Origin of the sequence: Bradyrhizobium sp. NBAIM03, from assembly GCF_020194055.1 — a bacterium.
In the GTDB taxonomy this organism is placed as follows: Bacteria; Pseudomonadota; Alphaproteobacteria; order Rhizobiales; family Xanthobacteraceae; genus Bradyrhizobium; species Bradyrhizobium yuanmingense.
The window spans coordinates 1-603 of the sequence record NZ_JADYVS010000103.1 but is presented as its reverse complement, the minus strand read 5'-3'; the positions used below and the strand labels follow the sequence as shown (position 1 = coordinate 603).

Genomic DNA, 603 nt, shown 5'->3' with positions numbered 1-603 from the left:
CAGCCGCTCTGCAACCTTCCACCCAGCAGCAGGCCGGGCCCAACGCACTGCGCCCAGACTTCACCGGCATCGAAGACATGCGCATCGGCGATATGACGCCAGCGCAGCGCGACGACAGCAAGGAACTCTGGCTGCGCAACAATCTTGGGTTCATGACGGACTACTACCACGAGCACCTGCAATTCCTGCTACGCCGGTTGGACGAGGCCCGCACCTTGGCCACGTCTGCACGGCCGTCGGGAGACGAACTGCAGGCGGTGCGCGACATGCTCGAAGATGCGCGCGCCGAACTGGACATGGTCCGCAAGGCGCTTGGCGTGGGCGACGAGCCGCATCAGTCGTTGGCAGAGCGCACTCTTCAGGCGGCGTTGAAGGCCGGTCATGCGGCCCCGGGGAAGGACACGGAGCGGCTTGATGCAATCGAAGCTGGAATCGAGCTCAGCCGGCGCGTCAACCCGGATTCCTGGACGGCACGACCATTGTTCAAATCGTGGCCCAAGGGCGCGGAATTCCAGACCGCCCGGGAGGCTATCGACTTTGCCATCAAGCTCAACCAGCATTGAACCGAACCCGCTGCGCGTCTCAGACGCCAGCGGTTTTTTT

1 protein-coding gene is annotated in these 603 nt (G+C 63.5%); it reads left to right on the top strand.

The features are described 5' to 3' along the window. The coding region (locus tag I6F21_RS37585) for a hypothetical protein (RefSeq protein WP_225184366.1) at positions 1–563 on the top strand (563 nt) is incomplete at its 5' end. Positions 564–603: the final 40 nt, after the last annotated feature.